The following is a 22,237-nucleotide window of genomic DNA, read 5'->3' on the forward strand; positions in this document are numbered from 1 at the left end:
GCTGGCCCGTTTTAGCGAAACAGTTCTAGTTCCCCTCCGACCCCTGCTCTGAAACTTACTGGACCCGGCTGAAAACCTGGTCACTGCGGCAGCAAGCCAGCAGCGGTGGTTCTCGGGTCACGGGGAACTTGCCGGTAGCAGGCTACCGTTCGAGGGGCATAAAAAATGAAGTGGCCAACCCATTGGGGGACGGTTGGCCACTTCAGTTTTCAGGCTACTAGGCCACACTGACATTTTGCTGGGAACCAGGCCCGCAGTAGCTGGGAAACCAACGAGGCCGCGGCCATCGCTGGTTCGTGCCACTGCGTGGTGTCATGGGGGCTGATCATGTCGCGTTTCATGGACTATGAGCCTCCTATTTCGGTGGGTGCAGAGGTGGCTCTATGGCCCATGACGCCCATGCCCCACCCTCTGTGGTCTTGATGGATGAGTTTCTCATGACCGATGGACAACTGCACGCCGAGCAGTTACGAATTGGCTCTCCGACGGGCCGGGGTTTCTGCTGATTCCACCCGATCTTTGAAGAATCGAGGAAATCGCCGTCTCGACCGACCCGTGTAGCCGTCCCGAAGTTTGGCCCAGAGATCGGCGCGTACGAAGGTCCACGCAACAGCTCATCGTCGGCGTGGGGAACCCGCGAGCAGCTCGTAGACGGCACGGTCCCTGCCTTTTCGAAGGTCAGCGACGATTCCCTGTTCGTACAGGGCAATCACTCGTGGGTTGATATACGCTTCCCTCGCCACGCTAGGCGTGTTGTGAAGCCATGCCGCCGCATCAGCAATCGCGGCTGTCACGGCATCGGGAGAGGTGGTACCGGAGTGTAGTGAGCGAGATAGCGAGCACGCCGCAACCACTGTGCCCTGCCATGTGCGGAAGTCCTTTGCGGTAAACCCGTGTCCAGCAAGTTCCTCAAGGTAGGAGTTCAGAGCAGTGTCGGAGATGGGTTTCCATTGCTTTCGGCGTCCGGAAGTCACGGCGTAGGAAAGCGCGGGGGCGGATCGGGGAGTATGGGGCATGGAGCCGAGATAGTTTGTCAGAAGCTCGTCCTTGACTAGCAAATCCCATTCCCCCGCCGATTTCCCCCGGAATTTTAGGTGAAGCAGAGTACCTTCAATATCGGTGTGGCGGCGTTGCAGCGTGGTGGCACCAAAAGACCCATTTTCCTTGGCGTACGCCGCCCCACCCACCCGAAGCCCGGTCCGGTCGATGAGTCGAACGCCGGCTGCCAAGGCTCGGCGCTGGCCGTTGAACTCTTGTCGAAGGTCACGAGCGACGCCGCGGCGTATGGTTGGCAACCGTTGGGCGAAGGCTAATGAGCGAATGAACTTCTCACTGTCTTGGATTTCCCGCCATTTCGGATGGTAGATGTATTGAGTCCGCCCGGCCGCGTCCACACCTGTGGCCTGAATGTGGGCGTTTGGTTGCGAGACAATCCATACTTGGGTCCATGCCGGCGGAATGGCCAAGCCAGCAATGCGAGCAAGTATTTTTTCTGAGCGGATGTGTTTACCGTTGGCGGAGACGTAGCTGAACCCCCGTCCTGCTGCTCGCCGGGTGATTCCGCCGGTCCCAGGTTCAATCCGTTGCAGTGACTGGGCCAACGTAACTCCTTTCTCACTCCTGCCGGGCTGAACCAGGCAGCCAGCTTAGCTGTGGGGACGGCTGGAACAATCTGGACGCCTCATTCCACATGCTTCCCCGGCGCTTCTTCGACGTACGTTTCCCCTTCTGAAGTGGTGTACATGATGAGGTCCGGTGTTTGCTGGTGCTTCTCGGCGTCGGCGGCCCGCTCTGTTGGAGGCTCATCAATAGAGGAGCGCTCGGCATCGCCGAGTACCGCACCCAGCCCTTGGGAGTCGGCAGTGGCGCTTCCCTGCGGTATGTCTTCGCCATTGCCGCGGGCAGTCACAGCCTCAGAGGGTTCATTCTGGTTAAGGGTGGAGAACGTGTGTGCACCTCGATGCATCCAGCTCACGCGCACATGCGCTGAGCCGTCCTCAGGTTGCCTCACTTCGGTGACAACTTCCTGTTTCGGCGCACCCATCTCATGCAGTTGGCGCTGGTAGGAAGCCGTCAATTCGCTCAAACTTTCAGGGGTCCACTCACCAGGGCGCATTCGCGTAGAGATCTCCACTGGCTCGAATTTAGACGGTGTCATTTCAACCTCACATTTTGTTATGCGTCAGGAGCAGATACTTGCGGAACGGCCCAAATTCTCTCAGCAAGCCATCAACGCGTCAAACAATTCTTGGTGCTCGGTCATGAAGAATTCGCCCGACATATTTCCTGCCCTTTCCACGTTGACGGCACACCAGCCCGAACTTCAGGGGGACCAAACATGTATGCCCAGAACCAAAGGCCGGACCCCAACAGGTACCTTATGTAACGCGCCGCATAATGTCTAGGAATAGCGGGCGTGCGGATCGGCCACCGGGCATCTGCACTATCGGCGCAACCAGATTCGAGGTGAAGGAGGGGCACCCTGGGCAACAGCGTTCCTTTTCGGTTTCCTCGCCGCAAGCAAGCGCATACGGGCCGCTGAATTCGTAAATTCCCTTACCCTTCCGAGGATCGTCAATGGTGACTTTTATGCGTTCAGACGCAAGCCTGAGCCGCGGCGGACAAGGCTACTCGTCCAAAGCGATCCGCGCTTAGCTGCGCGACCGCGGAATCCAGTGCGTCATTTCCGAGGAGGAAGACCAGAAAGCCAACCGAAAACGCAGAGGATCTGCAGGTGGCAGGCCCGTGCGTTACGGCACGGAAGCGTATAAACGACGTAACGTTGGCGAACGCAGATTCAACACCATGAAGCAATGGTGCGGGCGGCCACCCGATACGACAAACTCCCACTCACCTACCGCGCAGCAGCAGTCCTGCAAGCAGTTTTCATCGGGAGCGCCGCGTTAGGAGACACGCCTAGACCAGATCAGGCAGGCGTCGAGTGCGACGCTGGCCCGGCAGGTGATGGCGAGTTTGTCGTAACGGTTGGCGATCTGCTCTCGTGGGTCAGAGATGGCGGCCTTGATCTTTTTGTTCCGGCGCTGTCAGGGTGCAATTTTTTGCCCAGCTCGAGCAGGAACGAATCAAAGCATGATCCTTAGGCTCGTTCCGCAGTATCTTGTCATTCAGCGGGCCCGCCTGTGGTGCGGGGAGAGTTTCCCCCCATGCTGGTGCGCGAGGTGGATCGTCGAGTCCAGTGCGATGGTCCAGGTAATCTCTGCGGTCGTGTTGGTCTCGGCCATCAACAGCCGGGTAGGCGATCCCTTCAACTACCTGACGGCTCTTGTCGAACGGGCACCCGCGATGGACGTCAGAACTGGGCAGCAACGACTCCACGCGACACAACCGCGTTAGACATGCAACTCCGCCCGCATGTGGCAGCCACGCCCCAGGGCTGGAGCAGACGAAAAAAGGCCCCGACCATGATTTTCATGGTTCGGGGCCGTTTTAATTTTCCTGCTTCAGATGCGCATGGTTCAACAATGTGAATCTTTCCCTGCGGTCTCTCCGTCTCGGCGGGTGCGTCCCACCTGACTGATCCAGAGAGGCATGGTGCCGTGCTTAGTCCAGCGGGACCGGGGTGACGCCCCACGGCGCAAGCCGCTCCGCACCGCCGTCGGCCGCTGTCAGCACCCAGATGCCCTTGGCATGCACGGCAACTGAATGTTCCCAGTGCGCGGCGCGGGCCTTGTCGGCCGTAACAACCGTCCAGTCGTCTTGGAGGGTGATCGTCTCGAGGCCGCCACGGACCAGCATGGGCTCAAGCGCCAGGCACATGCCGGGCTTGAGCTTGGGGCCGCGGTGCTTGGACGCGTAGTTCAGCACGTCGGGGGCCATGTGCATGGTCGACCCGATGCCGTGACCAACGAAATCCTCCAGGATGCCCAATTCAGGACCGGGCTGGGAGGTGACGTAGTCGTCGATGGCATCGCCAATGTCGCCGACATATTTGGCGCTGGCCATGGCCGCAATGCCTCGCCACATGCTTTCCTCGGTGATGTCGCTCAGACGGCGGTCAGCCGGATCCTCAGCGGCGGGGCCGCCAACGATCGTGCTGCGCGCGGAGTCCGAGTGCCACCCTTCGACGATGGCGCCACCATCGATGGAAATGAGGTCGCCGGCTTCCAACACACGGGCACCGGGGATGCCGTGGACGACTTCCTCATTCACCGAGGCGCAGATCGTTGCCGGAAAGCCGTGGTAGCCCAGGAAGTTGGAGGTGGCGCTGGCAGCCTTGATTTCGGCGGCGAAGATGGCGTCCAGCTCGCCTGTGGTGATCCCCGGCCCGACGGCGGCGATCGTGGTGTTCAGTGCAGCGTCCAGGATGAGTCCGCTGCGGCGCATGATGCGCATCTGGTCAATTGTCTTGTACTCAATCCTTTGCTGGCCAAATGCCATGAAAGAATCCTTTCGCTATGGAACAAACAAGGGCTCCTTCCCAAAATACGGGAAGGAGCCCTCCTTCACTACCTGACGCCTGTGCAGCGCCGTTGAGAATTGCCGTTGCCCTTGTTGGCGGTTTAGACGTTTTTGATGGCGTCCATGATGCGTGCAGTCACGTCGTCCATCTCGCCGAGTCCGTCAACCTTGGCCAGAATGCCGCGCTCCGCATAGCGGGACACTACAACCTCAGTCTGTTCACGGTAAAGGTCCAGGCGGTGCCGAATCACTTTTTCGGTGTCGTCGGTGCGTCCGGTTTCCACGGCGCGGCCCAGTAGGCGCTTGACGAGTTCCTCGTCGTCTGCCGTCAGCTGGACAACAACCTCGAGCCCGACCTTGGCCGCGGCCAGGATGTCGTCGAGTTCATCCACCTGGGGCGAGGTACGGGGATAACCATCAAGCAGGAAACCCTCAGCCACATCGTCCTGGGCGAGCCGGTCCCGCACCATCTTGTTGGTTACGCTGTCCGGCACAAAGTCACCCATGTCGATGTACTTCTTCGCTTCCAGGCCCAGGGGTGTCTCACCCTTGACGTTGGCGCGGAAGATGTCACCGGTGGAGATGGCTACGATGCCGAGCTCTGCGCAGATGCGGTCGGCCTGTGTGCCCTTGCCCGACCCGGGAGGTCCTATGATCAACATTCTTGTCATCGCAATAGCCCTTCATAATGGCGCTGCTGGAGCTGCGCATCAATTTGTTTCACTGTCTCCAAACCGACACCGACAATAATCAGGATTGAGGTTCCACCGAACGGGAAGTTCTGGTTCGCGCCAATGATGACCAGTGCAATGAGGGGGATCAATGCGACGATGGCCAGGTAAAGCGCGCCCGGCAGCGTGATGCGTGAAATAACGTACTGGAGGTAGTCCTGGGTGGGACGGCCCGCACGGATGCCGGGAATGAATCCGCCATACTTCTTCATGTTGTCGGAGACCTCTTCAGGGTTGAAGGTGATCGCGACGTAGAAGTAGGTGAACCCGATGGTCAGCAGGAAGTACGCCAGCATGTAGATCGGGTGGTCGCCACGGGTCAGGTTGGTGTTGATCCAGTCGATCCAGGCGGGGGTGTTGGCGCCGTTGGCCGGAGTGGCAAACTGTGCCACCAAGGCCGGCAGGTACAGCATCGACGAGGCGAAGATAACCGGGATAACGCCGGCCATGTTCACCTTGATGGGAATGTAGGTGCTGGTGCCGCCCATGGTGCGTCGGCCAACCATGCGCTTGGCGTACTGAACAGGGATGCGACGCTGAGACTGCTCAACGAAAACAACCAGGCCCATGACGAGCAGACCAATGACCAGGACGATCAGGAAGGTGCCCCAGCCCTGAGTCTTCAGGATGGCACCCAATGAAGTTGGGAACTGTGCAGCAATGGCGGTGAAGATCAACAGGGACATGCCGTTGCCGACGCCCTTTTCGGTGACGAGCTCGCCCATCCACATGATCAAGCCGGAACCGGCGGTCAAGGTGATGATGAGCAGCAAGATCGTGACCAGGCTGTCATTGGGGATCAACGCGCCAGGTGAACCCGCAGCGCCACAACCGGCAAAGAGCTGGCCGGAGCGGGCAAGGGTAACGAGCGTGGTGGCGTTGAGCAGACCCAAGGCTATGGTCAGGTAACGCGTGTACTGGGTTAGCTTGGCCTGGCCCTGGGCACCTTCAAGGTGCAGTTCCTGGAAGCGGGGGATCACAACGCGCAGCAGCTGAACGATGATGCTGGCGGTGATGTAGGGCATGATTCCCAAAGCAAAGATGGAAACCTGAAGCAAGGCGCCGCCGCTGAAAAGGTTCACAAGCTGGTAGATGCCCTGGCTTGTGTCAGCAGCATTCACGCACTGTTGGACATTTCGGTAATCAATTCCAGGCGATGGGATGAAAGCACCCATGCGGAAGATGGCAAGAATTCCCAGCGTGAACAACAACTTGCGTCGCAGATCAGGCGTGCGAAAGGCGCGGCCAAATGCGGTAAGCAAGCGTCCTCCTGATATGTAGTAATGAAGTTAGCTTCTCAAGTGAAGCTCAAGGACTGATTCTAGGGGGTGATCCAGCTCGCACTGAAACTGTGACGGTGACGCGACCGGAAATAGCGCAGGACACGCGAAAAGTTCTGGTAAAACGAAAGACCCCTGGCGGGCGGAACATGAATTCCACCCACCAAGAGTCTAGTCGCTAGATGTGCGCATTTGTGAACTTTTTACAGTTCGGTGGTTGTTCCGCCTGCAGCAGCAATCTTCTGAACTGCGCTGGAGGAGAATGCGTCGGCAGCAATATCAACCTTGACGGTGATTTCGCCGGTGCCGAGCACCTTCACGGGCTGGTTCTTGCGAACGGCACCCTTCTCAACCAGTGCCTCGACGGTGACAACGCCACCTTCGGGGAAGAGCTCGTTCAGCTTGTCCAGGTTAACAACCTGGAACTCAACGCGGAACGGGTTCTTGAAGCCACGCAGCTTGGGCAGGCGCATATGCAGCGGCAGCTGGCCGCCGGCAAAGCCAGCCTTTACCTGGTAGCGGGCCTTGGTACCCTTGGTACCGCGGCCTGCGGTCTTACCCTTGGATCCTTCACCACGGCCAACACGGGTCTTAGCCGTCTTGGCACCCGGTGCGGGACGCAGGTGGTGGACCTTCAGTGCATTCTGCTTTTCAGCAGTTTCTACAGTCTTCTCAGTAGCCACTTTACTTAGTCTCCTCAACCTTGATCAGGTGCTGGACCGTGTTGACCATGCCAGCAGTCACTGCGTCGGCTGAGCGGGTAACGGTGTGACCGATGCGCTTCAGGCCCAGTGAGCGAAGGGTGGCCTTCTGGTTCTGCTTGGCGCCAACGAGGCCCCTGATCTGAGTGATTTCCAGCGTTGCGTCGGAAACCTGAATGTTCTTCGGTGTAGTCATTACAGACCTGCCTTTTGCATGTTGCGCAAGAGAATGGCCGGAGCAACCTCGTCCAAGGGCAAGCCGCGGCGAGCCGCAACAGCCTTGGGGTCTTCCAGGCCCTTCAACGCAGCAACCGTTGCGTGAACAATGTTGATGGCGTTTGAGGAACCAAGTGACTTGGACAGCACGTCATGGATGCCAACGCATTCCAGGATGGCGCGAACCGGGCCACCGGCAATAACACCGGTACCAGCAGCAGCCGGACGCAGCATGACGACGCCAGCGGCGGCCTCACCCTGGACGCGGTGCGGGATGGTCTTGCCAATCATGGGAACGCGGAAGAAGGACTTCTTGGCTTCTTCAACACCCTTGGCGATAGCGGCAGGAACTTCCTTAGCCTTGCCGTAGCCAACGCCAACCATGCCGTTGCCGTCACCAACGATGACCAGAGCGGTGAAGCTGAAGCGACGACCACCCTTGACAACCTTGGCAACACGGTTGATGTTGACAACGCGCTCGATGAACTGGCTCTTCTCGGCTTCCTTGCCACCGTCGCGACCGCGGCCACGGCCACCGTCGCGGCCGCCTTCGCGGCCTCCACGAGCACCGTCGCGACCGCCACGGCCACGGGCGCTGTCAGCGCCTGCAGCTGTCTCAGTCTTCGCGGCTGCACCGTCAGCTGCAGTTGCTTCTGACACAGTGTTCTCCTTGTTAATGTTTTCGGTCACAGTGCCAGACCGCCTTCACGTGCGCCATCAGCGATCGCTGCGACACGGCCATGGTAACGGTTACCGCCACGGTCGAAGACAACAGCTTCAATGCCTGCAGCCTTTGCGCGCTCGGCAACGAGCTCGCCAATGCGCTTGGCCTTGGCGGTCTTGTCACCGTCAAATGCGCGCATGTCTGCTTCCAGGGTCGATGCCGACACCAGGGTCAGACCCTGGGTGTCATCGATGACCTGCACGAATACGTGGCGGGCTGAGCGGTTGACGACCAGGCGCGGACGCACAGTTGTTCCGCTGACGCGCTTGCGAACGCGCAGGTGACGACGGCCGCGTGCTGCGGCCTTGGACTTTCCTCGTACGGATAGTGCCATGGTTACTTACCAGCCTTTCCGACCTTGCGGCGGATGATCTCGCCAGCGTAGCGAACGCCCTTACCCTTGTACGGGTCGGGCTTGCGCAGCTTGCGGATGTTGGCAGCAACTTCGCCCACCTGCTGCTTGCTAATACCTGACACGGAGAGCTTTGTGGGGCTTTCTACGGTCAGTGTGATGCCTTCAGGTGCCTCAATGAGGACCGGGTGGCTGAAACCAAGAGCGAACTCAAGGTCCTTGCCCTTGGCGACTACGCGGTAACCGGTACCAACAATTTCCAGCTTCTTTTCGTAGCCAGCAGTGACACCGATGATCAGGTTGTCAATGAGCGTACGAGTCAGACCGTGGAGTGAACGCGAGGTGCGCTCATCGTTGGGGCGGCTAACGGTGATGATGTTCTCGTCGATCGAAGCCGCGATGGGGCTGGCAACGGTAAGCTGCAGCAATCCCTTCGGGCCCTTGACGGAAACAAGGCTGTCTTCAATCTTGACCTCAACGCCGGCAGGCACGGAGATGGGGAGACGTCCAATACGTGACATAAGTTCTTTCCCTTCTCTCTCTACTACCAGACGTAGGCGAGGACTTCCCCACCCACGCCCTTCTTGGCAGCCTGGCGGTCGGTCAAAAGACCTGAAGACGTCGACAGGATAGCGACACCCAGCCCACCCAAAACGTTGGGAAGGTTGGTGGACTTTGCGTAAACGCGCAGTCCGGGCTTGGAGATGCGGCGCAGGCCAGCGATTGAACGCTCACGTGCGGGACCGTACTTCAAGTCGATGGTCATCTTCTTGCCAACTTCGGCGTCTTCAACCTTCCAGGCAGCGATGTAGCCCTGTGCCTTGAGGATGTCGGCGATGTGGCCCTTGAGCTTGCTAAACGGCATGGACACGGTGTCGTGGTGTGCCGAGTTTGCGTTGCGCAGACGCGTGAGCATGTCTGCGACAGGATCTGTCATTGTCATTTGGGCGCTTGCCCTTCCTCGTAACGGTTTCCTTCGCGTGGCGTAGCAGCGTGGACATCAGATTCCAGCTCTTCACGCCCGCAGAACGGACCTTTTACGTAGATTAGTTATCTTCGGATTTGAACGGGAAGCCAAGCGCCTTGAGCAGCGCGCGGCCTTCGTCATCGGTCTTGGCTGTGGTCACGACAGTGATGTCCATACCGCGGGGGCGGTCGATGGAATCCTGATCGATCTCGTGGAACATAACCTGTTCGGTCAAACCGAAGGTGTAGTTGCCGTTGCCGTCAAACTGCTTGCCACTGAGGCCGCGGAAGTCGCGGATACGGGGCAGTGCAAGTGTGACCAAGCGGTCCAGGAATTCCCACATGCGATCTCCACGCAGGGTAGCGTGGCAACCGATCGGCATGCCTTCGCGCAGCTTGAACTGTGCGATCGACTTGCGAGCCTTCGTTACCTGGGGCTTCTGACCGGTGATGGCGGTGAGGTCGCGGACGGCGTGGTCGATGAGCTTGGAGTCCTTGGCGGCATCTCCAACACCCATGTTGACAACAACCTTGACCAGGCGCGGAACCTGGTTCACGTTCTGGTACTTGAATTCCTCAACCAGCGTCGCCTTGATTTCCGCTGCGTAGCGGGTCTTCAGGCGAGGGGTGATCTTGGGAGTGTTCTCTGCAACTACCGAGCTCATGACAGGTCCTTCCCCGAGGTCTTGGCAACGCGGATGCGTACTTGACGCTCGCGGCCATCGCGCTCAACGGTTTCGATGCGGTAGCCAACACGGGTCGGCTTCTTCGTGGACGGGTCCACTACAGCAACGTTGGAGATGTGAATGGGTGCCTCGACGATTTCAATGCCACCGGTGTTGGTGCCACGTTCCGTCTGGCCAGCCTTGGTGTGCTTCGTGACGCGGTTTACGCCCTCGACCAACACGCGGTTGGTTTCGGTGTAGACCTTCAGGACCTTGCCCTGCTTGCCACGGTCGCCGCCACGCTCAGCCTTGGCGCCTGTGATGACCTGAACCAGGTCACCCTTCTTGATCTTTGCCATAAGTTACAGCACCTCCGGAGCCAACGAGATGATCTTCATGAACTTCTTGTCACGAAGTTCACGGCCAACCGGGCCGAAGATACGGGTACCGCGGGGGTCCCCGTCAGCTTTGAGAATGACAGCTGCATTCTCATCGAACTTGATGTAGGAACCATCCGCACGGCGGCGTTCCTTCTTTGTGCGAACGATGACAGCCTTGACGACGTCACCCTTCTTTACGTTACCGCCGGGGATTGCATCCTTGACGGTTGCGACAATCGTGTCGCCAATGCCTGCGTAGCGGCGCCCAGATCCACCGAGAACGCGGATTGTCAAGATTTCCTTGGCACCCGTGTTGTCGGCGACCTTAAGCCGCGACTCCTGCTGAATCACTAGTGTCTCCTGTTCGTCGCGCCGGTTCTTGGCCATAAGCCATCTATGGATAAGCCTTGCGGAACGTATTGTTCGGGATGTCTCTTGACGTGCCTGGATTTTGCCAAGACACGCCTAAATACCTCATGCCAACTGCACTTTCCGTTCCGATGTGAGGATAAATCCGCCGATCGGACGGCAGTTTGTAGGGGCACGAGTATTTACGAGGTAATTGAGAACCTTCCTGGCTACCGTAAACGGCCGCACAGAAAAGGCACAACAATAGATAATCCTAGCACGACGGCGGAACCTGGCGTTGCGCTGCGCCCCAATCGAATGCGTTGGCTTGCCCACACGCTGTCGGCGATGCTGGCCTTTACGGGCGCGGTATCGGTACGCTGCCAGCCGGCTTCGCCGTCGTGCGTTAAACAACGTTGGGCCCGCTGCCACAAGTGGCAACGGGCCCAACGTTGAGTAATCAATCAACACGGGTGTTGAAAGGCTTACTTGGCCTTCTCTACGATCTCAACCAGGCGGAAACGCTTGGTTGCAGACAGCGGACGGGTCTCGCTGATGATGACCAGGTCGCCGATGCCGGCGCTGTTCTCTTCATCGTGAGCCTTGACCTTCTTGTTGCGGCGCAGAACCTTGCCGTACAAGGCGTGCTTTACGCGGTCTTCGACCTCAACAACGATGGTCTTATCCATCTTGTTGGAGACGACGTAGCCGCGCATCTTCTTGCGCTCGTTGCGGACAACCGCTCCGGCGCCTTCTTCAACGTTGTTTACAGAATCGCTCACTTGGCGTCCTCCTCAGATGTTTCAGCCTTCTTGGAGGCCTTCTTGGCTTCCTTGTCAGCCTTCTTGGAGGCCTTCTCCACGGGTGCAGCGGCAACGACGTCCGGGCGAATGCCCAGCTCGCGCTCACGCATGACTGTGTAGATACGGGCGATGTCGCGCTTTACAACGCTCAAGCGACCGTGGCTTTCCAGCTGTCCGGTAGCGGACTGGAAGCGCAGGTTGAACAGTTCTTCCTTAGCCTTACGGAGTTCTTCAACAAGACGTGCATTGTCGAACCCGTCAAGCTGTGCAGGGGCAAGTTCCTTGGAACCAACTGACATCTCTACTCACCACCTTCGCGACGCACAATGCGTGCTTTCAACGGCAGCTTGTGGATTGCCAGGCGCAATGCCTCGCGTGCTACCTCTTCTGATACACCGGAGAGTTCAAAGAGAACACGGCCCGGCTTGACATTTGCAATCCACCACTCGGGTGAACCCTTACCGGAACCCATGCGGGTTTCGGCAGGCTTCTTGGTCAAGGGACGGTCGGGGTAGATGTTGATCCACACCTTACCGCCACGCTTGATGTGACGAGTCATGGCGATACGAGCGGACTCGATCTGACGGTTGGTTACGTAGGCCGGCGAAAGAGCCTGAATGCCCCACTCACCAAACGAAACCGTGGTGCCGCCAGTAGCCTGACCCGAACGACCGGGGTGGTGCTGCTTACGGTGCTTTACTCGACGTGGGATAAGCATTTAAGCCTGTCCTCCTTCTACTGCCGGAGCCGCAACCTCTGCAGCTACAGGAGCCTCAACTGCGGCCGGAGCCTCAGTGCGGTCGTTACGACGACGGTCGCCACCGGCACGGGGGCCGCGGGCACCGCGGTCATCGCCGTCACGACGGGGGCCGCGGCCACGAGCAGGAGCGGCAGCTGCCTGAGCAGCCAGTTCCTTGGACGTGACATCGCCCTTGTAGATCCAGACCTTGACACCAATGCGGCCGAACACGGTCTTGGCTTCAAAGAAGCCGTAATCGATGTTGGCGCGCAGGGTGTGCAGGGGCACACGACCTTCGCGGTAGAACTCGGTGCGTGACATTTCAGCGCCACCCAGACGACCGGCACAAGCGACACGGATGCCCTTGACACTGCCGGTGCGCTGTGCGGACTGCATTGCCTTCTTCATCGCGCGGCGGAAAGCCACACGGCTAGTCAGCTGCTCTGCGATGCCCTGGGCAACAAGCTGAGCGTCTGCTTCCGGGTTCTTGACTTCCAGGATGTTCAGCTGAACCTGCTTGCCGGTGAGCTTTTCGAGCTCGCCGCGGATGCGGTCTGCTTCGGCTCCACGACGACCGATAACAATTCCGGGACGTGCGGTGTGGATATCCACACGTACACGGTCACGGGTGCGCTCGATCTCAACCTTGGAAATGCCGGCGCGGTCCATGCCCGTGGACATGAGTGCGCGGATCTGGATGTCTTCTTTTACGAAGTCCTTGTACCGCTGGCCGGGCTTGTTGCTGTCTGCGAACCAGTGCGAACGGTGGTCCGTGGTGATCCCGAGACGGAAACCGTGCGGGTTTACTTTCTGTCCCACTTAGCGAACCTCCTCTTTCTCGGGTGTAGCGACAACCACTGTGACGTGGCTGGTGCGCTTCTTGATCTGGAATGCACGGCCCTGTGCTCGCGGCTGGAACCGCTTCATGGTGGGGCCTTCATCAACGAAGATTTCGCTGATGTACAGATCATTTTCGTTGAACGCGATGCTGTCGCGATCTGCCAGAACGCGGGCGTTAGCCATCGCGGACTGAACTACCTTGAATACCGGTTCCGACGCTGCCTGGGGGGCAAACTTCAGAATCGCCAATGCCTCATTCGCCTGCTTGCCACGAATCAGGTTGACGACGCGCCGGGCCTTCATAGGCGTTACGCGCAGATGACGCGCACTTGCCTTGGCTTCCATTGCTATCTCTCTCTCGTCTTTGCCGTAAGAGCGAGCGCCTAGCGGCGCTTGCCCTTGCGGTCGTCCTTGACATGGCCGCGGAATGTCCGCGTTGCGGCGAATTCGCCGAGCTTGTGCCCGACCATCGACTCAGTTACAAACACGGGGATGTGCTTGCGACCATCGTGTACGGCGATCGTGTGACCCAGCATGTCCGGGATGATCATCGACCGGCGTGACCAGGTCTTAATGACGTTCTTGGTGCCCTTATCGTTTTCCCTAGCTACCTTTACAAAGAGGTGCTGGTCAACGAAGGGACCCTTTTTCAGGCTACGTGGCATGTCTCCAGGCTCCTATCGCTTGTTCTTGCCAGTACGGCGGCGACGAACAATCAGCTTGTCGCTCTCTTTGTTGGGGCGGCGCGTACGGCCTTCGCGCTTACCGTTCGGGTTGACCGGGTGACGTCCACCGGAGGTCTTACCTTCACCACCACCATGCGGGTGATCAACAGGGTTCATGACAACACCGCGGACGGTCGGGCGTACGCCCTTCCAGCGCATACGGCCAGCCTTACCCCAGTTGATGTTGGACTGCTCAGCGTTGCCGACCTCGCCGATGGTTGCGCGGCAGCGCACATCAACGTTGCGGATTTCACCGGAGGGCAGACGCAGCTGGGCGAACTTGCCTTCCTTGGCGACGAGCTGAACAGACGCACCAGCGGAACGAGCCATCTTGGCACCGCCACCGGGACGCAGCTCCACAGCGTGGATAACTGTACCCACGGGGATGTTGCGCATCGGCAGGTTGTTGCCAGGCTTGATGTCAGCTGCGGCGCCGGCTTCTACGAAGTCACCCTGCTTGAGCTTGTTCGGGGCGATGATGTAACGCTTGGTGCCATCAACGTAGTGCAGGAGGGCAATGCGTGCGGTGCGGTTGGGATCGTATTCGATCTCAGCAACGCGAGCGTTAACGCCATCCTTGTCGTGACGACGGAAGTCAATCAAGCGGTACTGGCGCTTGTGGCCACCACCCTTGTGACGAGTCGTGATACGACCGGTGTTATTGCGGCCACCCTTTTTGGGCAGGGGACGGACCAGAGACTTCTCCGGCGTCGACCGCGTGATTTCTGCGAAGTCGGCAACGCTCGAGCCGCGACGGCCCGGGGTTGTCGGCTTGTATTTACGGATTCCCATAGTTTATTTCCTCGTTAAAGTGGTCTCCGCTTATGAAAGCGGACCGCCGAAGATGTCGATCGTGCCCTCGCGGAGGGAGACAATTGCGCGCTTGGTGTTCTTGCGCTGTCCCCATCCGAACTTGGTGCGCTTGCGCTTACCGGCACGGTTGATGGTGTTGATCGTGTCGACCTTGACGGAGAAAATCTTCTCCACGGCCAGCTTGATCTCGGTCTTGTTCGAGCGGGGGTCGACCAGGAAGGTGTACTTACCTTCGTCGATCAAGCCGTAGCTCTTTTCCGATACGACGGGTGCAAGCACTACGTCGCGCGGATCCTTGATGGTGACGGCGCTCACTTGGCGTCCTCCTCAAAAGTCTGGGCAGCTTCGCCACCGGCGGGAACAAAGCCTGCGGCCTTGGCATCCTCAACCGTTGCGAACCAAACCTCGGCCACAGTTGCGTCATACCAGCGTGAACCAGGCACGTGGTACTTCATGGAGTCCTTGTTGCCCTTGATGGTGCCTTCGGCGCCTTCAACTGCATCAACGGAAACGAGCTCTTCGACGAGCAGCAGGCTGGAAGCGAAAGCCTCAGCAGCGGCACGGCCCGAAACGAAAACATCGTAAGCGGCCTGCGTGAAGACGATGTCATCAGAAACAAGCACGTCGTAGGTGTTGAGCTGGTCAACGTACAGGACGTGGAGGTTCGTGATGTTGCGTACGCTCAATGCGGCAACGTCGTTGGCGCGCTCGATAACAACGAGCAAGTTCTTGCGCGTCGTAACGGCTGCCAGAGTGGCCATTGCAACCTTGGTGGACGGCTTGGAGCCGGAAACCAATTCAGCGATGACGTGAATACGGCCGTTGCGTGCGCGGTCAGAGAGGGCGCCGCGCAGGGCTGCAGCCTTCATCTTCTTGGGCGTACGCTGGCTGTAATCGCGAGGGGTCGGACCGTGGACAACGCCACCGCCGGTCATGTGAGGGGCGCGGATGGAACCCTGACGGGCACGGCCGGTACCCTTCTGTGCGAACGGCTTGCGGCCTGCACCGGATACTTCGGCGCGGGTCTTGGTCTTGTGAGTACCCTGACGGGCAGCAGCAAGCTGGGCTACGACAACCTGGTGCAACAGCGGCACGTTGGTCTGAACGTCGAAGATCTCAGCAGGCAGATCTACTTTGACAGTAGTCATTTACTTAAGCTCCCTTCACGGCGGTGCGTACGAGTACGACCGAACCGCGGGCGCCGGGAACGGCACCCTTGATCAGCAGCAGCGACTTCTCGGCGTCAACGCCGTGAACGGTGAGGTTCATGGTCGTTACGCGCTCAGCACCCATACGGCCTGCCATGCGCATACCCTTGAAAACGCGGCCAGGGGTGGACGCGCCACCGATGGAACCGGGCTTACGGTGGTTCTTGTGAGCACCGTGAGAGGCCGGGGCGCCGTGGAAGCCGTGACGCTTCATGACACCGGCGAAGCCCTTACCCTTTGAAGTACCGACGACGTCGACCTTCTGGCCGGCTTCGAAGATCTCAACTGAGAGCTCCTGGCCGAGGGTGTAAGTGTCAGCGTCTGCGGTGCGCAGTTCGACGACGTGGCGACGAGGCGTGACGCCTGCCTTTTCGAAGTGACCAGCCAAAGGCTTGGTTACCTTGCGAGGATCGATCGCACCGTAGCCGATCTGGATCGCTACATAGCCATCTACCTCTGCGTTGCGCAGCTGGGTGATGACGTTGGAGTCGGCCTGGACGACGGTTACGGGAACAAGCAAGTTGTTCTCGTCCCAGACCTGGGTCATGCCGAGCTTCGTGCCCAGGATGCCCTTAGTGTTTCGGGTCGCGGTCATAGTTTCTCAGCACCTCCCTACAGTTTGATTTCGATGTTCACGTCGGCCGGCAGGTCGAGACGCATGAGCGAATCTACAGCCTTGGGCGTGGGATCAATGATGTCGATAAGACGCTTGTGCGTGCGCATTTCAAAGTGCTCGCGGCTGTCCTTGTACTTGTGAGGAGAACGAATTACGCAGTAAATGTTCTTCTCGGTGGGCAGCGGCACCGGGCCGACTACCGTTGCGCCTGCGCGCGTGACCGTCTCAACGATCTTCCGGGCTGAAACATCAATAACCTCGTGGTCATATGACTTCAGCCGGATGCGGATTTTTTGTCCCGCCATGGCGTCGTGACTCTCTTTCCTGTAACGAAGCATCCTGAAAGGAGCGATGCTGTTGACGTAAACGCTGTTTACTTTTCATAGTTCATCTGTGGCACTCACAGCCACGCTTCCAATGAACTGAATCCGGATATTTCCGGGTTCCTCAATCCACCGAAGCCCCGACCCCCGCGGTCGGGCGTGTCGCGAATAATTCACGCACGTACCCACACCAATGATGCGAAGGAAGGTTATGTTTGGGCTTTAGCTTGGACCCTGCACCGAGCATTATCTCGGTCGGGACTCGAAAAAGCACTTGAACAACTCAATAAGTATGCCGGATTCCACGCCGGAACGCCAATCGGGCCATGCATAATCCCCGCCACCTCAGCGCCCCGGCAGCCCCTGACTACCGCCGTCGCGCCACCCTTGACTACCATGAGAAGCTGAATTCGTGAGCAAAGTCACCAATAATGGCGCGGTGTCCGCAACCCCGTCAACACAGTCACTGGCCGATGTACCCACGCGCAGGGTCAGCGGGAGGTGGATCTCATTCTTTGCGCTCAGCTGGTTTGGGGTGTGGATCGCGCAGCTGACGCCCGTGCAACTATTGCTTCCGCTGCAGGTCGAAAAGTTCCTCGACGCCGCCGACTGGGTGCAAAACGTCTTGGGCTTCGGCATGATCTCCGGCATCGCCGGCGCTTTCGCACTCATCGCCTACCCGCTCACGGGCGCACTCTCGGACCGCACCACGTCCCGCTTCGGCCGACGCCGGCCGTGGATTGCGGGCGGGACCGCGGGCTTCGCCTTATCACTTCTCATTCTGGGCCTGCAGACGTCCCTGACCGGCATCGGGATGTGCTGGGTCGTGGCAAGCACGTTCTTCTGTGTCCTCACGGCGGCGCTGACAGCCGCCATCTCCGACCAGGTGCCGGTGAACCAGCGCGGATACGTCTCAGGGTGGATTTCGGCCCCTCAGGCCATCGGCATCATCGCCGTCCTGGTCCTGGTCACCACACTGGGGCTTGGCACCTTCGGCGGCTATGCGCTCATGGCCGCACTCCTGGTGGTTCTGTCACTGCCCTTCCTGCTGCTGATTCCCGACGCCGTGCTGCCACAGGGAATCGTTGCGCCACTCACCCTGCACTCGCTCCTGGAAGGGATGTGGATCAGCCCGCGCAAGTTCCCCGACTTCGGCTGGACACTGCTCAGCCGTATCCTGGTGAACCTCGGCAACGCCTTTGGCACCAGCTTGCTGCTGTACTTCCTCATGTACGGGCTGAAGGTGCCCGATGCCGAGGGCTCGCTTATTCTGCTGACCCTTGTCTACATGGTCTTCGTCATCGTGGCGTCGCTGTGGCTTGGCCGGCTTTCGGACAAACTCGGACGCCGCCGGGTGTTTGTGTTCGGCTCTTCAGTGCTCCAGGCCGCCGCGGCACTGATCCTTGCCTTCATCCCCACCGTGGAGGCCGCCACTGTCGGGGCCGCCCTGCTGGGACTGGGCTACGGCTGCTTCCTCTCCGTGGATCAGGCATTGGCCACCGAAGTTCTGCCCGACCAGCTCTCCCGCGGAAAGGACCTCGGCATCATGAACATTGCCCTGACGGTCCCCCAGGCGTTCGCTCCGATGCTGGGCGCGCTGCTGGTCAGCGCGGTCGGCGGCTTCACCCTGCTGTTCCTGGTTTCCGGTCTCACCGCACTTGCAGGGGCCTGGGCCGTTGGCCAGGTCAAGGGAGTCAGGTAGCCCTCCCCACCCGCAGCCGTCGTTTCCCCTAGTTCGGGGATTCAGCGGTTGCCTATGTTTCCGCGGACCAGTGGCAAACGCTGCATCCCCGGCGGACAAAAAAGAAGGCCCCCAGCCGAAGCCGGGGACCTTCTTCAAAGAACTTCAGTAATTAGAAATTACTTGATGATCTTGGTGACACGGCCTGAACCAACGGTGCGGCCGCCTTCGCGGATAGCGAAGCCGAGGCCCTCTTCCATGGCGATCGGCTGGATCAGCGCGACAGTCATTTCGGTGTTGTCGCCAGGCATAACCATTTCCGTGCCCTCGGGCAAGGTGATGACGCCGGTAACATCCGTTGTGCGGAAGTAGAACTGCGGGCGGTAGTTGGAGTAGAACGGGTTGTGACGACCGCCCTCATCCTTGGCCAAGATGTAGACGTTGGCTTCGAAGTCGGTGTGCGGGGTGATGGAACCCGGCTTCACGATGACCTGTCCACGCTCTACGTCTTCGCGCTTGATGCCGCGGAGCAGCAGACCACAGTTCTCGCCGGCCCATGCCTCGTCGAGCTGCTTGTGGAACATTTCGATACCGGTAACCGTGGTCTTCTGGACCGGACGGATGCCGACGATCTCGACCTCAGAGTTGATCTGAAGTGTTCCACGCTCGGCGCGGCCCGTAACAACAGTTCCACGACCGGTGATGGTGAAGACATCTTCAACCGGCATCAAGAACGGCTTGTCCTTGTCGCGGATGGGGTCCGGCACGTTGTTGTCAACGGCGTCCATCAAGTCCTCAACGGACTTGACCCATACGGGGTCGCCTTCCAGAGCCTTCAGGCCGGAAACGCGGACAACAGGTGCCTCGTCGCCGTCGAAGCCCTGTGAGGAGAGGAGTTCGCGAACTTCCATTTCGACCAGGTCGAGGAGTTCTTCGTCATCGACCATGTCGGACTTGTTCAATGCAACCAGCAGGTAGGGGACACCAACCTGGCGGGCCAACAGAACGTGCTCGCGAGTCTGGGCCATCGGGCCGTCAGTCGCAGCAACCACCAGGATAGCGCCGTCCATCTGGGCAGCACCGGTGATCATGTTCTTGATGTAGTCAGCGTGACCGGGGGCGTCTACGTGTGCGTAGTGGCGCTTCTCGGTCTGGTACTCAACGTGCGAGATGTTGATCGTGATACCGCGCTGCTTCTCCTCGGGAGCCGAGTCGATGGAGCTGAAATCACGCTGCTCGTTCAGATCCGGGTACTTGTCGTACAGTACCTTGGAAATGGCAGCCGTCAACGTGGTCTTACCATGGTCAACGTGACCGATGGTGCCGATGTTAACGTGCGGCTTGGTCCGCTCGAACTTTGCCTTTGCCACGGGTTCCTCCTAGAACGTTTTCAGATGACTTACTCTCAGCGACGCTGTTCGTCACTGAAGTCGTAGTAAGTCTACTGGGGGCTTTTTATGTTTAAGAAATTGCTTGATGCTGGCGTCTGTTCCAGCTTAGGGCCGGAACAGACGCCAAGCAAAAGTGCGACTATTCGCCGCGTGCCTTCTGGATGATTTCGTCGGCTACAGCCTTCGGAACCTCAGAGTAGCTATCAAACTTCATCGAGTACACGGCACGACCCTGGGTCTTGGACCGCAGGTCACCGATGTATCCGAACATGCCTGACAACGGAACCAGGGCCTTGATGACCTTGACGCCGCTGGCGTCCTCCATTGACTGCATCTGGCCACGACGGGAGTTGAGGTCACCGATAACTTCACCCATGTATTCCTCAGGGGTGCGGACTTCAACTTCCATCAACGGTTCAAGCAGAACCGGGTTGGCCATCCGAGCAGCTTCCTTGAACGCCATTCGACCGGCGATCTTGAAGGCCATTTCGGAGGAGTCAACATCGTGGGACGCGCCGTCAAGCAGCGTGGCCTTGATGCCAACCATCGGGTAACCGGCAAGCACGCCATCAGGCAATGCGGACTGGATGCCCTGGTCAACGCTGGGGATGTATTCACGGGGAACACGACCACCGGTGACCTTGTTTTCGAATTCGTACATTTCGCCATCAGCAGTATCCAAAGGCGCAATTGCGATCTGAATCTTTGCGAACTGACCTGAACCACCGGTCTGCTTCTTGTGCGTGTAGTCGTGCTTGACGACTGCGCGCTTGATGGTTTCGCGGTAAGCAACCTGCGGCTTGCCAACGTTGGCCTCAACGTTGAATTCGCGACGCATGCGGTCCACAAGGATGTCCAGGTGGAGCTCGCCCATGCCGCCAATTTCAGTCTGGCCGGTGTCTTCGTTGAGGTTGACAGTGAACGTCGGGTCCTCAGCGGAGAGCTTCTGGATAGCCGTTGACAGCTTCTCCTGGTCACTCTTGGTCTTCGGCTCAATGGCAACGAAGATCACGGGATCGGGGAAGGTCATCGACTCGAGAACAATCGGGTTGCCGGGATCGCACAAGGTGTCACCGGTGGTGGTGTCCTTGAGGCCGATCACTGCGTAGATGTGGCCTGCATGGACCTCGTCTACGGGCATTTCCTTATTGGCGTGCATCTGGAAGAGCTTGCCAATACGTTCCTTCTTCTGCTTCGTGGAGTTCAGCAGCTGAGTACCGGGAGTTGCCTTGCCCGAGTACACGCGGATGAAGTTCAACTGGCCGAAGAACGGGTGCGATGCGATCTTGAAGGCAAGTGCCGAGAACGGCTCGTCTTCGCTCGGTTCGCGACGGAGTTCGATTTCCTCGTTGCGGGGATCATGACCGATCATCGCGCCAACATCCAAGGGGTTCGGCAGGTAGTCGATGACAGCATCGAGCATCGGCTGAACGCCACGGTTCTTGAAGGCAGAACCACAGAAGACCGGGTAGATCTCCGAGTTGACTGTCAGCTTGCGAATGCCAGCCTTCAGCTCCTCGATGGAAGGTTCGATACCTTCAAGGTACTTCTCCATGAGCTCTTCGGAGGACTCCGCAGCGGCCTCAACGAGGGCTGCGCGGTACTCTTCTGCCTTTTCCTGAAGATCAGCGGGGATCTCCTGGACTTCGTAAGCGGCACCCATGGTGACGTCACCCTTGGAGTCACCGGCCCAGACGAAAGCCTTCATGGTCATCAGGTCGACGACACCAACGAATTCGCTTTCAGTGCCGATCGGCAGCTGCATGACCAACGGCTTGGCACCCAAACGGTTGATGATGGTGTCTACGGTGAAGTAGAAATCAGCGCCGAGCTTGTCCATCTTGTTGACGAAGCAGATACGCGGAACGTTGTACTTGTCAGCCTGACGCCAAACAGTCTCAGACTGCGGCTCAACGCCTTCCTTGCCGTCGAAAACAGCAACGGCGCCATCGAGAACACGCAAGGAGCGCTCGACCTCTACCGTGAAGTCAACGTGGCCGGGTGTGTCAATGATGTTGATCTGGTTGTTGTTCCAGAAGCAGGTCACGGCGGCAGACGTGATGGTGATGCCGCGTTCCTTTTCCTGTTCCATCCAGTCAGTCGTCGAAGCGCCGTCGTGCGTTTCGCCGATCTTGTGGTTCACACCCGTGTAGAACAGGATGCGCTCAGTGGTGGTGGTCTTGCCAGCATCAATGTGGGCCATGATGCCGATGTTGCGGACCTTGTTCAGGTCTGTAAGCACGTCCTGTGCCACGGTTTCTCCCTTAGTTTAGAGATGAGCTGGAAGGTTGCCGGCGGGTTCGCCGCCGGCATCCT

At 58.9% G+C, this 22,237-nt stretch carries 28 protein-coding genes; 1 reads left to right on the plus strand and 27 read right to left on the minus strand.

From position 1 onward, the window contains the following. Positions 1-614: 614 nt before the first annotated feature. The 25 genes from AAGW05_RS05565 to rpsJ all read right to left on the minus strand — a co-directional run bounded on the left by AAGW05_RS05565 (position 615) and on the right by rpsJ (position 16,831). On the minus strand, positions 615-1,601 hold the full coding sequence (locus AAGW05_RS05565; protein WP_411803501.1) for a DNA topoisomerase IB: 987 nt from the start codon (positions 1,599-1,601) through the stop codon (positions 615-617). Between the two features lie 80 nt (positions 1,602-1,681). Continuing rightward, entirely contained in the window at positions 1,682-2,086 is a 405-nt protein-coding gene (locus AAGW05_RS05570) for a hypothetical protein (protein WP_411803502.1), read from the minus strand. Between the two features lie 1,475 nt (positions 2,087-3,561). Next, positions 3,562-4,398: a type I methionyl aminopeptidase gene (gene map, locus AAGW05_RS05575; RefSeq protein ID WP_411803503.1), complete on the minus strand. Its 837-nt coding sequence runs from the start codon at positions 4,396-4,398 to the stop codon at positions 3,562-3,564. Positions 4,399-4,520: 122 nt separating this feature from the next. Continuing rightward, positions 4,521-5,081, minus strand: a complete 561-nt coding sequence (locus AAGW05_RS05580; RefSeq protein ID WP_411803504.1) for an adenylate kinase — start codon at positions 5,079-5,081, stop codon at positions 4,521-4,523. Between the two features lie 5 nt (positions 5,082-5,086). Continuing rightward, positions 5,087-6,412 carry a preprotein translocase subunit SecY gene (gene secY, locus AAGW05_RS05585; RefSeq protein WP_411803505.1) on the minus strand — a complete coding sequence of 442 codons (1,326 nt, stop codon included), beginning with the start codon at positions 6,410-6,412 and terminating at the stop codon, positions 5,087-5,089. Positions 6,413-6,633: 221 nt separating this feature from the next. Beyond that, complete coding sequence (gene rplO / locus AAGW05_RS05590; protein ID WP_411803506.1) at positions 6,634-7,113, minus strand: 50S ribosomal protein L15; 480 nt, start codon at positions 7,111-7,113, stop codon at positions 6,634-6,636. Between the two features lies 1 nt (position 7,114). Beyond that, entirely contained in the window at positions 7,115-7,327 is a 213-nt protein-coding gene (gene rpmD / locus AAGW05_RS05595; protein WP_411803507.1) for a 50S ribosomal protein L30, read from the minus strand. Next, on the minus strand, positions 7,327-8,007 hold the full coding sequence (rpsE, locus tag AAGW05_RS05600) for a 30S ribosomal protein S5 (RefSeq protein ID WP_411803508.1): 681 nt from the start codon (positions 8,005-8,007) through the stop codon (positions 7,327-7,329). The genes rpmD and rpsE overlap by 1 nt, the downstream gene beginning before the upstream one ends. 26 nt (positions 8,008-8,033) lie before the next feature. Further along, the gene (gene rplR / locus AAGW05_RS05605; RefSeq protein WP_044576453.1) at positions 8,034-8,405 is read right to left on the minus strand and encodes a 50S ribosomal protein L18; all 372 of its coding nucleotides are present in this window, start codon (positions 8,403-8,405) and stop codon (positions 8,034-8,036) included. 2 nt (positions 8,406-8,407) lie between these two features. Then, entirely contained in the window at positions 8,408-8,944 is a 537-nt protein-coding gene (gene rplF / locus AAGW05_RS05610) for a 50S ribosomal protein L6 (RefSeq protein WP_411803509.1), read from the minus strand. 23 nt (positions 8,945-8,967) lie between these two features. Continuing rightward, a complete protein-coding gene (gene rpsH, locus AAGW05_RS05615) occupies positions 8,968-9,366 on the minus strand; it encodes a 30S ribosomal protein S8 (protein ID WP_103464858.1) in 399 nt (132 codons plus the stop codon). A 103-nt stretch (positions 9,367-9,469) separates the two neighbouring features. Next, positions 9,470-10,054 (minus strand): 50S ribosomal protein L5, encoded by a 585-nt coding sequence (gene rplE, locus AAGW05_RS05620; protein ID WP_411803510.1) that lies wholly within the window; start codon positions 10,052-10,054, stop codon positions 9,470-9,472. Then, positions 10,051-10,413, minus strand: coding sequence for a 50S ribosomal protein L24 (gene rplX / locus AAGW05_RS05625; RefSeq protein WP_411803511.1), 363 nt, complete (start codon positions 10,411-10,413; stop codon positions 10,051-10,053). The genes rplE and rplX overlap by 4 nt, the downstream gene beginning before the upstream one ends. Before the next feature lie 3 nt (positions 10,414-10,416). Then, a complete protein-coding gene (gene rplN / locus AAGW05_RS05630) occupies positions 10,417-10,785 on the minus strand; it encodes a 50S ribosomal protein L14 (protein ID WP_062286641.1) in 369 nt (122 codons plus the stop codon). 482 nt (positions 10,786-11,267) lie between these two features. Continuing rightward, positions 11,268-11,498, minus strand: coding sequence for a 30S ribosomal protein S17 (gene rpsQ, locus AAGW05_RS05635; protein ID WP_411803738.1), 231 nt, complete (start codon positions 11,496-11,498; stop codon positions 11,268-11,270). A gap of 62 nt (positions 11,499-11,560) precedes the next feature. Beyond that, the gene (gene rpmC, locus AAGW05_RS05640; RefSeq protein ID WP_411803512.1) at positions 11,561-11,884 is read right to left on the minus strand and encodes a 50S ribosomal protein L29; all 324 of its coding nucleotides are present in this window, start codon (positions 11,882-11,884) and stop codon (positions 11,561-11,563) included. 2 nt (positions 11,885-11,886) lie between these two features. Beyond that, complete coding sequence (gene rplP, locus AAGW05_RS05645; protein ID WP_038464683.1) at positions 11,887-12,303, minus strand: 50S ribosomal protein L16; 417 nt, start codon at positions 12,301-12,303, stop codon at positions 11,887-11,889. Then, positions 12,304-13,143: a 30S ribosomal protein S3 gene (gene rpsC, locus AAGW05_RS05650; RefSeq protein WP_411803513.1), complete on the minus strand. Its 840-nt coding sequence runs from the start codon at positions 13,141-13,143 to the stop codon at positions 12,304-12,306. Next, a complete protein-coding gene (rplV, locus tag AAGW05_RS05655; protein WP_411803514.1) occupies positions 13,144-13,509 on the minus strand; it encodes a 50S ribosomal protein L22 in 366 nt (121 codons plus the stop codon). 38 nt (positions 13,510-13,547) lie between these two features. Further along, positions 13,548-13,829, minus strand: coding sequence for a 30S ribosomal protein S19 (rpsS, locus tag AAGW05_RS05660; RefSeq protein ID WP_019481497.1), 282 nt, complete (start codon positions 13,827-13,829; stop codon positions 13,548-13,550). A 12-nt stretch (positions 13,830-13,841) separates the two neighbouring features. Further along, complete coding sequence (gene rplB, locus AAGW05_RS05665; RefSeq protein WP_411803515.1) at positions 13,842-14,681, minus strand: 50S ribosomal protein L2; 840 nt, start codon at positions 14,679-14,681, stop codon at positions 13,842-13,844. Positions 14,682-14,711: 30 nt separating this feature from the next. After that, positions 14,712-15,017 carry a 50S ribosomal protein L23 gene (gene rplW / locus AAGW05_RS05670; protein ID WP_283458455.1) on the minus strand — a complete coding sequence of 102 codons (306 nt, stop codon included), beginning with the start codon at positions 15,015-15,017 and terminating at the stop codon, positions 14,712-14,714. Then, the gene (rplD, locus tag AAGW05_RS05675) at positions 15,014-15,850 is read right to left on the minus strand and encodes a 50S ribosomal protein L4 (RefSeq protein WP_411803516.1); all 837 of its coding nucleotides are present in this window, start codon (positions 15,848-15,850) and stop codon (positions 15,014-15,016) included. Before rplD ends, rplW begins: the two co-directional genes overlap by 4 nt. Before the next feature lie 4 nt (positions 15,851-15,854). After that, positions 15,855-16,505, minus strand: a complete 651-nt coding sequence (gene rplC / locus AAGW05_RS05680) for a 50S ribosomal protein L3 (protein ID WP_411803517.1) — start codon at positions 16,503-16,505, stop codon at positions 15,855-15,857. A 17-nt stretch (positions 16,506-16,522) separates the two neighbouring features. Then, complete coding sequence (gene rpsJ / locus AAGW05_RS05685) at positions 16,523-16,831, minus strand: 30S ribosomal protein S10 (RefSeq protein WP_038464699.1); 309 nt, start codon at positions 16,829-16,831, stop codon at positions 16,523-16,525. Positions 16,832-17,261: 430 nt separating this feature from the next. Here rpsJ and AAGW05_RS05690 point away from each other — a divergent pair, with 430 nt between their 5' ends. After that, positions 17,262-18,551, plus strand: a complete 1,290-nt coding sequence (locus tag AAGW05_RS05690; RefSeq protein ID WP_411803518.1) for an MFS transporter — start codon at positions 17,262-17,264, stop codon at positions 18,549-18,551. Between the two features lie 158 nt (positions 18,552-18,709). Here the strand turns inward: AAGW05_RS05690 and tuf are convergent, their stop codons facing one another. Continuing rightward, positions 18,710-19,900 (minus strand): elongation factor Tu, encoded by a 1,191-nt coding sequence (gene tuf, locus AAGW05_RS05695; RefSeq protein ID WP_411803519.1) that lies wholly within the window; start codon positions 19,898-19,900, stop codon positions 18,710-18,712. 160 nt (positions 19,901-20,060) lie between these two features. Next, the gene (gene fusA / locus AAGW05_RS05700) at positions 20,061-22,175 is read right to left on the minus strand and encodes an elongation factor G (RefSeq protein ID WP_411803520.1); all 2,115 of its coding nucleotides are present in this window, start codon (positions 22,173-22,175) and stop codon (positions 20,061-20,063) included. Between the last annotated feature and the right edge of the window lie 62 nt (positions 22,176-22,237).

This window comes from Arthrobacter sp. LAPM80, from assembly GCF_046736435.1.
Lineage (GTDB): Bacteria > Actinomycetota > Actinomycetes > Actinomycetales > Micrococcaceae > Specibacter.

Bases quoted from the DNA above. Each gene is read 5' to 3' on its own strand.
- rplE (WP_411803510.1), bottom strand. From the start codon at position 10,054: ATGAGCTCGGTAGTTGCAGAGAACACTCCCAAGATCACCCCTCGCCTG.
- rplC (WP_411803517.1), bottom strand. From the start codon at position 16,505: ATGACCGCGACCCGAAACACTAAGGGCATCCTGGGCACGAAGCTCGGC.
- rplD (WP_411803516.1), bottom strand. From the start codon at position 15,850: ATGACTACTGTCAAAGTAGATCTGCCTGCTGAGATCTTCGACGTTCAG.
- rplV (WP_411803514.1), bottom strand. From the start codon at position 13,509: ATGGAAGCCAAGGCAAGTGCGCGTCATCTGCGCGTAACGCCTATGAAG.
- rpsJ (WP_038464699.1), bottom strand. From the start codon at position 16,831: ATGGCGGGACAAAAAATCCGCATCCGGCTGAAGTCATATGACCACGAG.
- rplR (WP_044576453.1), bottom strand. From the start codon at position 8,405: ATGGCACTATCCGTACGAGGAAAGTCCAAGGCCGCAGCACGCGGCCGT.
- rpsQ (WP_411803738.1), bottom strand. From the start codon at position 11,498: ATGCGCGGCTACGTCGTCTCCAACAAGATGGATAAGACCATCGTTGTT.
- AAGW05_RS05580 (WP_411803504.1), bottom strand. From the start codon at position 5,081: ATGTTGATCATAGGACCTCCCGGGTCGGGCAAGGGCACACAGGCCGAC.
- rplP (WP_038464683.1), bottom strand. From the start codon at position 12,303: ATGCTTATCCCACGTCGAGTAAAGCACCGTAAGCAGCACCACCCCGGT.
- rpsH (WP_103464858.1), bottom strand. From the start codon at position 9,366: ATGACAATGACAGATCCTGTCGCAGACATGCTCACGCGTCTGCGCAAC.
- rplF (WP_411803509.1), bottom strand. From the start codon at position 8,944: ATGTCACGTATTGGACGTCTCCCCATCTCCGTGCCTGCCGGCGTTGAG.
- map (WP_411803503.1), bottom strand. From the start codon at position 4,398: ATGGCATTTGGCCAGCAAAGGATTGAGTACAAGACAATTGACCAGATG.
- rpsS (WP_019481497.1), bottom strand. From the start codon at position 13,829: ATGCCACGTAGCCTGAAAAAGGGTCCCTTCGTTGACCAGCACCTCTTT.
- rplB (WP_411803515.1), bottom strand. From the start codon at position 14,681: ATGGGAATCCGTAAATACAAGCCGACAACCCCGGGCCGTCGCGGCTCG.
- rplX (WP_411803511.1), bottom strand. From the start codon at position 10,413: ATGGCAAAGATCAAGAAGGGTGACCTGGTTCAGGTCATCACAGGCGCC.
- rpmC (WP_411803512.1), bottom strand. From the start codon at position 11,884: ATGTCAGTTGGTTCCAAGGAACTTGCCCCTGCACAGCTTGACGGGTTC.
- rpmD (WP_411803507.1), bottom strand. From the start codon at position 7,327: ATGACTACACCGAAGAACATTCAGGTTTCCGACGCAACGCTGGAAATC.